Origin of the sequence: Cyanobium sp. ATX 6A2 (assembly GCF_024346355.1) — a bacterium.
Classification (GTDB): Bacteria; Cyanobacteriota; Cyanobacteriia; order PCC-6307; family Cyanobiaceae; genus NIES-981.
Map to the genome: position 1 here is coordinate 1 of NZ_JAGQCU010000032.1, position 7,205 is coordinate 7,205.

Sequence of the window (7,205 nt, forward strand, 5' to 3'; positions counted from 1 at the left end):
ATCACCAACGACTGATGAGCAAGACCAACCGGCGCCGGCTACGGCGTCAACAAGCCGGGGCTAAAGCCCCACAGGGTGGGCCAGATTTCGTGTCGCCGGAGGACCAATTCCGGATGTCGCTTGACAACAGCCACTCCGCCGACGGCACAGTCCGCATCGACTGGGAGGACGGCCAGACCATGACCTACCGGGTGGTGGAGGAAGGCTTCCCCGTCTCGGTTCTGCGGGATTCCCTTGGCGGCATCTGGGAGCGGGAGGTGCTGATCCAGGGCAACGCCGTGTTCACCAACCCGGCCAACGGCAACCGGATCTTCGTGCCGCTGCGCTGAGGCGATAGCGCGTCGCACAGGCCGCCGGCTGCGGGGAGCACAGCACGCCGCCTCGACTCCTGCTAGTACAGGTGTACGCATGCTCTGAGGCCATGGGCTCCCGTCTTCGCCGCTCCCCCTCCCCTGAGCCCTCCAGCGGCAGGCTCGAGCTGCCCGTCGAGGACTGGCCCTATCTCGATCGGCAGCAGCTCCAGCCCAGTCGCAGCCGCATGGTCTGCATGACCTGCCACTTCTTCCGTCACCACAGCGGCGTCAACTGCATCCCCCTGCTGACCTGCCAGTTGCGCCAGAGCCTCCTCGCCCAAGGCGAGCACCTCACCCACCGCTGCCAGGGCTGGACCGACGACATGGCCCAGCAGCGGGGCTGGGCACCGAAAGCGGGCTGAGCCGGCCATGGCCGCCAGCAAGCGTCCTCCGCTCTCGCCACGGGAAGGCTGGCTGAGCGATGGCCGCCAGGTGCTGCACTTCCGGCCCAGCCGCTGGACCCGCCACAACCAGGTACTGGAGGTGACCTCCGGCGAGCTGCTGCCGGGCGAACCGGTGCCGCTGCTCAAGAGGCGGCGGGAGCTGACCCGGGAGGAGGCCATCCGTCTCTGGCGCCAGAAGCGTGAGCAGGGCTGGACGGTGTGCGCGCCGCAGTGGCAGCTGCCGGCACCGTGAGAGCTCAGGTCCCAAGGCGTGGAACAGGACGAACCGGCGGGGATGGAGGGCTGGGCCCAAGGCCTTAGACAGATCCGTTACATACTGTTAGAGTGCTCTTAACACTTCGTAACAAGCATGTCCGACACCACTCCGCTTTGGTTTTGTCGCTTTCGCCGAAACCTGGAACGGCCGTCTGGCCATGCTCGGCTTCGTGATCGGCCTCGGCACCGAGCTGCTCACCGGCCAGAGCATCATTCCCAGATCGGCCTGGGTTGATCGCCATGAGCACCGACTACTCCGCCGCCATTGCCGGCGTCACCGGCCTGGTCATCCTGCTCACAGGATTGGTGGCCTTCGTCCTCTCGCGCCCCAGCGACCTCGCCCCCTACGAGCCCCGATGATCGCCACCCTCACAGTCCTTCTGTTCACCGCCTGGCTCGTCAGCGCACTGCTCCAGCCGGATCTCGCGAGCTGAGCGGTTCACGACGCTACACACGATCGAGCTCCACTCACCCACCACATCCATGACCAACACCCCCGCCAGCGACAAGTGGCTGCAGGAACGCACCACCGAGCGGATCCACATGGATCAGCTCAAGCGCGCTGAACTGTTCAACGGCCGCGCCGCCATGCTCGGCCTGGTGATCGGCGTCGTGGTGGAAGGCCTCACGGGCTTCGGGATCGCCCACCAAATTGGCCTTGGGGCCGTGGTGGATGGCTACGCCACCTGCCGCACCCAGTTCCTGCCCTTCTGCTTCTGACGGTCCCGCCAGCGCGAACTGTCCATCAACCCCCGGGCCCGGCCTGGGGGTTTTCTCTTGGCCTCGCATCTCTGGCATTCGTCTCCCTGAGCTTGATCCGGCGAGGCTTCTGAGCCGTGTCGATCAGCAGGTTGTGCAGCAGCGCCGCACCGCTGATCAGCAGATGGGCCATCCAGCTCCCGCTGAGCCGCGCCTCCGCCTGCCGATCACCGCGGTCTGCCCTGCGACGGCGCGTAGACCTCGAGCCAACCACCGGCCGGTCAGAGCACACGCCAGTGGCTGGCGCTCAACCCCGGCTGCGGCTCCACCTCCAGCAGGGCGCCATAGAAGGACGCCAGCGCAACCGGGTCATCGGCCGCCAGCACGATCGAGCCCGTCATCCCCATCGCCGCCACCAGGGCCTCCGGGTCGGGGCGGCTTGGCTGCCATCGCAGAGGGGGTAGCCATGGGAGCGCCCGCAGTCGCACATCAGCACCTTGGCGGGTTCGCTCAACCGCCGCATCCCGTAGGACACCTGCCCACTGCCCAGTTGGGCGCCATCGCAGAACCAGCCGTGGTGGCTACGGCCGCAGCTGCAGAGCTGATGCACACCGGCTGGCAACTCAAGCGGCTCAGGGCGAGGGATGGGGGCAGTGCGCTAATGACTCCCTGCGCTGGCCACAGGTGATAGGCCGATCCCCGCCTGGGCAGGTTCAGCCGCAGGGCGCGGGCGGGTGCAGCAACGTGCGGTTCGGACTCCCGGCTTGGCTGGTGTCGCGGACCACCGCCTAACCACCAGCCTGTCGTGCTCTTCAAGAGAGCAGCGCCTCGATCAGGCTCGGTCCCGGTTCAGCCAGGAAACGCCCCAACGCCTTGACGAACTCCACCTCGCTGTGTACGCGGCAAGCCGGCATCCCAAAGCCCTTCGCCAGATCGGTCCAGGCAATCTCCGGGCGTGTGAGTTCCGTGAGAGAGCTAGCTGTGGGGCCCGGCTCCCGGCAACCGGCGCGCGCGAGTTCCACCTGCAGGATGCGGTAGCAGCGATTCGCGCACACCACGACGGTCACGTCGACCTGCTCCCGCACCATCGACCAGAGGGCCTGGAGGGTGTAAAGCCCGCTGCCATCGGCCTGGAAGGCGATCACGCGCCGATCGGGGCAGGCGAGCGCCGCACCGAGGGCGTTCGGCAGGCCCTGGCCGATCGCGCCCCCCGTGCTGAACAGCATGGTGTGGGGCGCCGCCTGCGCCGCGTGCACCGTGTTCCAGGTGAAGCCGGTCGTGGTGGCCTCATTCACCACGATCGCCCGCTCCGGCAGCTGCGCGGCCAGCAGCTGACACAGGCGATCGGGTGTGAGCGGGACGGATCGGGGCGCCACCTCCACTGGACCTGCTGATGGCAGGACCCATGCCGGGGCGTTCAGGGTCTCGGCCAGCGCCTCCAGGGCCAGGGCCGCGTCCACGTCACCCTCGGGATCGGCGAGAGCATGGACCTCCGCCCCCTCGGGGAGCAGTCCTGACGGCTGGTCCGGATAGGCGAAGAACGCCACGGGTTCCCGTGCTCCCGCCAGCACCAGGGCGTTGAGAGTCGCCAACGCTTCGGTGGCCTGCTCCGGGAAGTAGGGCAGGGGCTGGATCTGGGGGACGTGACGGCCACAGTCCTGGCGAGAGGGAAAGGTTTCCACCCAGAGCGGGCATCCGGTTGCCGCCGCCACCCGGGCCGCGGCGCGCAGGCCGGCCGTCGTGAGTGCAGAGCCGCCGAGCAGGAGTCCGGTGCGCCCGGTGCGGAGCAGACGGGCCGCGTCCTGGATCACGGAATCTGGAGCGGCCCGCCAAGTGGGGGTGACGCTGGCGCTGAGGGGGGCAGGTCCCGGTGCCCACTGGCAATCGGCGGGAATGATCAGCGTCGACACGCGCCCCGGCGGGCCGAGCGCCGCCTGCACCGCCGCCAGGCTCGCCTCTGCCATCTCCTGCGCCGAGCCCACGCTGCGTGTCCAGCCCACACAGCCCGCCAGGGCGGCGATGTCGGTCTGCAGAGGCGGATCGAAGGGCCGATGGCGGGTGGGGTGCTCGCCGATCCAGTTGACGACCGGACTGCGGGCCCGCCGCGTATTGTGCAGGTTGGCGATCCCATTGGCCAGTCCAGGGCCCAGGTGGAGCAGGGCCGCGGCGGGCCGGCCCGTCATGCGGGCCCAGCCGTCGGCGGCACCGCTGCACACGCCCTCGAACAGGCCCAGAACGACCCGCATGCCGGGTGCGCGTTCGAGAGCGATCACCATCGGCATCTCGGTGGTACCGGGATTGGCGAAGCAGATCTCCACCCCCGCATTCAGAGCGGTCTGCACCAGGCTGTCGGCGCCTGTGGTCATGGCTTGCGTGCTGGACCCAGGGATCATCCTCGGCGTGGAGCAGTGGCACACCGATCAATCGCAGTTCTTTTCCACAGGCAGACGGGGATCGGCGCTCCACTCCAGCCAGCTGCCGTCATAGAGCCGCACGTGTTCGTGGCCGACACACTTCAGGGCAAGCAATCCGCAGGCCCCGGCATAGCCTCGTCCGCAGTAGGTGATGACCTCACGATCCGCTGTGACACCCGCCTGCCGGTACAGCTCGCTCAGCGTGGCTCTGGGTGCCAGGGTGAAGGCGTCGGCAGCGTCGAGCCAAGGCTCCAGTTCTGCCGTTGTGAGGGTGGACAGGGCGGGATCGATGTTGGCCAGATAGGGCACATTGATGGCCCCCGGGATATGCCCTGACCGCGGATTTCCCGCCTCCCCCCGGTAGCGCTCGGGAGTCAGGCAGTCGAGAATTAGTACCTCGGGTTTCTCCAGAGCGGCGATCACGTCCTCCCGGGAGGCGACCCATCCAGGCTGCCGACGGGTGGTGAAGCGTGCCGGCTTCAACGCCGGCACGGCGGTGCTGATGGGGTAACCCATAGCTCGCCACTGCCGCAGTCCACCGTCCAGCACCCTGACCCGCTCATGCCGTAGCACGACAACGCCCACCACAGCCGCGCCGAGGCCAGGGGCACCCCCATGTCGTCGTAGGTGACCACCAGGGTGCCGTCACCAATTCCCAGCCGCCCCATCACGAGCGCGAACTGTTCGGGCGGGGCCAGCATGTCCTGCACAGGATGGTCAGAGTCGGAGAGCTCCGACTGCATGCCCACGAACTGGGCGCCGGGGATGTGGCCGGCTTGGTAGCCATCCCGGTCGTCGACCGTGAACTCGCTGCCGTGCAGGCAGCCCAACAACCAGCGCGCATCCAGGATCCGCAGGCCCGGATCCTCCAGATGGGCTGCAAGCCACTGCGGCGAGACCAGCGGCGAGGCCAGTGGTGATTCAGACGCAGTGCCTGCTGGGATGCCATCCATGACCCCTGCCCTCCACCAGCCGCCACCCGACCGGCTGTGATCACTGCGCCCTTCAGTCTGATGCGAGCATCGACCGCGGCCGATGGTCCATCGCCGTGGTTCCGCCGCCGCTGGCCACGTCTCTCCTCGCGGCCTGGCTCCTGGTGGGTGCCGCCCCGCCGGAGGTGAGCCCCGCCTGGGGTCCCTGCCCGGATCGGGGGGAGCGCCACTTCACAGCCCTTGTCTATGGCGATGAACCGGCCGGGATCATGACGGCCCTGGAACTGGCTCGCCAGCTGCAAGTGCAGGACCAGCGCAAGCAGCCTGCGGTGGCCCTCCTGAGCGAGGCCGACAGCGACAGCAGCCTGGGGGGAACCCTGGTGCGGGGCGGCCTGGCCTACCTCGATCGCAATCAGGTGCCCAGCGACATGCGCCGCTGGCTGCCCGCCTTTGCTCCCTCCTCCTCGCTCTATGGGCGGTTCCTTGCGATCTCCGGCGCCGGAGAGATCGCCGTCGATCCCCGCCGGGCTGCTGCCGGTTTCCGGAAAGCGCTGGTGGAGGAGGGTGTCACCGTACTGCCCCAGGCGGGCCTGGTTGCCGCCCAGCGGGAAGGTGCAAGGCTGTGCACCCTCCTCACCCGCGGCCACGGGCGGCTGAGCGCTGACGTCTTCATCGACGCCAGCATCGGCGGACGGCTGGCCCGCAGCGCCGGGGTGCCGATGCTGGCCGGGCTCGGGCCTGGTTCCCTCTCCCACGAGAGCCTTTCGTTGGGCTGGGTGTTTGAGGTGGCAGGACTCTCGATCGACGAGGTCCGCGCTCTGGAACACCGCTTCACCCAACGCCTGCTGGATGGTGAGGATCACCAGGCACAGGACTGGCTGCGGCATTGGCCGCAGTACCTCAGCAACCCCGAGCAGCTGCGGGCCGATCTGCTTGACACCGAGGGGCGGCCGAAGCTGGCGTATTCCGCCACAGCGGACAGTGCCGATCAGCGCTCGCACGCCATGCCGATCGCCTTCCATGGGCTGCGGTCCGAACCTCCCGATCTGGAGCGAGGTTCGAGCCGGCTGGATCCCGCCAACATCGCCATCCTGGCGGACCGGCTCAGCTTCAATGCGCTCCTGTTCCGCAACGACGAGGAGCAGAACCGCGCCGTGATCTCCGGTGGAAGACGACCGCTGCCCTGGACGGAGCCGGTCAGGCATGACCTGACGCGTTTCTTCCTGGATCACGGGGCCACGGCGGTGACCTGGAGCCCCGAGCTGTACGTGCGCTCCGCCGATCAGATCGCCGATCCGCTCGAGGCGCTCACGGCCGAGAGGATGGCTGAAGGAGGTGTTCCACGTAGCGAGGCGCTGGGCACCTTCACGTATTACCTCGACTTCCGTGGTGGGCTTGCGGAGGCGATCACGCCCGCCAAGCCCACATTCAACTTCGGCTATCGCCACACGTTGCCTCGTAGGATCGGCAACCTGGCGGTGCTCGGACCCTCCTCGGGCTGGGGAGGCCTCGGTGAAGTCGCCGGGCGCATCATCGAGCTGAATGTCTCGGTCGGTCAGGGCGTGGCCACTGCCGCCGCTCTGGCGGTCCGACGCCAGCAACCGCTCAGCGCGATCAACCCCCGTGAGGTGGCGCGCCGGATGCCGGTGGGGTTTGCTCCCTATGGCCGTCTTTCCGGCACCACGATCTGGCACCTGCGGCTTCGACGGCTGCACTACGTGTTGGATCGCCTCCTGCCCCTGGAGCACTGGGGACCGCGACTGCCTTGGCTATCAACCCGGACCCGTCTCAGCGGCCGATGTCCTCCTGCCAGAGATCGGGCTTGAGGCGCTGCATCCGCTCCATCAGGGCCACGCAGGCCGGATCGTCCAGGCAGTCCACGGCGATCCCCGCCTGCCGGAGCCACTCCTCAGCGCCGACATAGCTGCGCCGTTCACCGATCACCACCCGGCGCAGGCCCAGCAGCACCGCGGTGCCGGCGCACATCGGGCACGGGGAGAGCGTCGTCACCAGGGTCAGCTGAGCGGCGTCCCATGGAGTGGTGTAACTCGGGAGGATCAGCCCCGGCTACGCCGGGGCTGACGGCTCGCCTCCCTCAGATCTCAGCTGTGGCAATGGGTGGGCCGGTCTGTGACCCTGTTCGGAGCA

The 7,205-nt window shown here is 68.3% G+C and carries 12 protein-coding genes; 6 read left to right on the forward strand and 6 right to left on the reverse strand.

Features of this window, described 5'->3' with window-relative positions; translation table 11 throughout:
- Positions 1–113 precede the first annotated feature (113 nt).
- The 5 genes from KBY96_RS15875 to KBY96_RS15895 all read left to right on the forward strand — a co-directional run bounded on the left by KBY96_RS15875 (position 114) and on the right by KBY96_RS15895 (position 1,732).
- Positions 114–329 (forward strand): hypothetical protein, encoded by a 216-nt coding sequence (locus KBY96_RS15875; RefSeq protein ID WP_254980520.1) that lies wholly within the window; start codon positions 114–116, stop codon positions 327–329.
- A gap of 92 nt (positions 330–421) precedes the next feature.
- The gene (locus KBY96_RS15880; protein WP_254980521.1) at positions 422–715 is read left to right on the forward strand and encodes a galactose oxidase; all 294 of its coding nucleotides are present in this window, start codon (positions 422–424) and stop codon (positions 713–715) included.
- A 7-nt stretch (positions 716–722) separates the two neighbouring features.
- A complete protein-coding gene (locus KBY96_RS15885; RefSeq protein WP_254978790.1) occupies positions 723–989 on the forward strand; it encodes a DUF1651 domain-containing protein in 267 nt (88 codons plus the stop codon).
- Between the two features lie 181 nt (positions 990–1,170).
- On the forward strand, positions 1,171–1,446 hold the full coding sequence (locus KBY96_RS15890) for a hypothetical protein (protein ID WP_254980522.1): 276 nt from the start codon (positions 1,171–1,173) through the stop codon (positions 1,444–1,446).
- Positions 1,447–1,495: 49 nt separating this feature from the next.
- Positions 1,496–1,732: a chlorophyll a/b-binding protein gene (locus tag KBY96_RS15895; protein WP_254980523.1), complete on the forward strand. Its 237-nt coding sequence runs from the start codon at positions 1,496–1,498 to the stop codon at positions 1,730–1,732.
- 25 nt (positions 1,733–1,757) lie between these two features.
- On the opposite strand, the gene KBY96_RS15900 is transcribed toward KBY96_RS15895, so the two are convergent.
- From KBY96_RS15900 to KBY96_RS15920, 5 genes are all read right to left on the reverse strand, one after another.
- Entirely contained in the window at positions 1,758–1,904 is a 147-nt protein-coding gene (locus KBY96_RS15900; RefSeq protein WP_254978793.1) for a hypothetical protein, read from the reverse strand.
- An 88-nt stretch (positions 1,905–1,992) separates the two neighbouring features.
- The gene (locus tag KBY96_RS15905; protein WP_254980524.1) at positions 1,993–2,199 is read right to left on the reverse strand and encodes a hypothetical protein; all 207 of its coding nucleotides are present in this window, start codon (positions 2,197–2,199) and stop codon (positions 1,993–1,995) included.
- 324 nt (positions 2,200–2,523) lie between these two features.
- Entirely contained in the window at positions 2,524–4,077 is a 1,554-nt protein-coding gene (locus KBY96_RS15910; protein WP_254980526.1) for an acetolactate synthase large subunit, read from the reverse strand.
- Positions 4,078–4,131: 54 nt separating this feature from the next.
- Complete coding sequence (locus KBY96_RS15915; protein ID WP_254980527.1) at positions 4,132–4,641, reverse strand: sulfurtransferase; 510 nt, start codon at positions 4,639–4,641, stop codon at positions 4,132–4,134.
- Positions 4,605–5,078, reverse strand: a complete 474-nt coding sequence (locus KBY96_RS15920; RefSeq protein ID WP_254980529.1) for a rhodanese-like domain-containing protein — start codon at positions 5,076–5,078, stop codon at positions 4,605–4,607. Before KBY96_RS15920 ends, KBY96_RS15915 begins: the two co-directional genes overlap by 37 nt.
- Before the next feature lie 95 nt (positions 5,079–5,173).
- Between KBY96_RS15920 and KBY96_RS15925 the strand changes: the two genes are divergently transcribed.
- Positions 5,174–6,883 (forward strand): FAD-dependent oxidoreductase, encoded by a 1,710-nt coding sequence (locus KBY96_RS15925; protein ID WP_254980531.1) that lies wholly within the window; start codon positions 5,174–5,176, stop codon positions 6,881–6,883.
- Here KBY96_RS15925 and KBY96_RS15930 read toward each other — a convergent pair.
- Positions 6,846–7,118, reverse strand: a complete 273-nt coding sequence (locus KBY96_RS15930; protein ID WP_396122344.1) for a hypothetical protein — start codon at positions 7,116–7,118, stop codon at positions 6,846–6,848. The two genes, KBY96_RS15925 and KBY96_RS15930, sit on opposite strands and share 38 nt — an antisense overlap.
- Positions 7,119–7,205 lie beyond the last annotated feature (87 nt).

Bases quoted from the DNA above. Each gene is read 5' to 3' on its own strand.
- KBY96_RS15880 (WP_254980521.1), top strand. From the start codon at position 422: ATGGGCTCCCGTCTTCGCCGCTCCCCCTCCCCTGAGCCCTCCAGCGGC.
- KBY96_RS15920 (WP_254980529.1), bottom strand. From the start codon at position 5,078: ATGGATGGCATCCCAGCAGGCACTGCGTCTGAATCACCACTGGCCTCG.
- KBY96_RS15900 (WP_254978793.1), bottom strand. From the start codon at position 1,904: ATGGCCCATCTGCTGATCAGCGGTGCGGCGCTGCTGCACAACCTGCTG.
- KBY96_RS15875 (WP_254980520.1), top strand. From the start codon at position 114: ATGTCGCTTGACAACAGCCACTCCGCCGACGGCACAGTCCGCATCGAC.
- KBY96_RS15895 (WP_254980523.1), top strand. From the start codon at position 1,496: ATGACCAACACCCCCGCCAGCGACAAGTGGCTGCAGGAACGCACCACC.
- KBY96_RS15890 (WP_254980522.1), top strand. From the start codon at position 1,171: ATGCTCGGCTTCGTGATCGGCCTCGGCACCGAGCTGCTCACCGGCCAG.
- KBY96_RS15910 (WP_254980526.1), bottom strand. From the start codon at position 4,077: ATGACCACAGGCGCCGACAGCCTGGTGCAGACCGCTCTGAATGCGGGG.
- KBY96_RS15915 (WP_254980527.1), bottom strand. From the start codon at position 4,641: ATGGGTTACCCCATCAGCACCGCCGTGCCGGCGTTGAAGCCGGCACGC.
- KBY96_RS15885 (WP_254978790.1), top strand. From the start codon at position 723: ATGGCCGCCAGCAAGCGTCCTCCGCTCTCGCCACGGGAAGGCTGGCTG.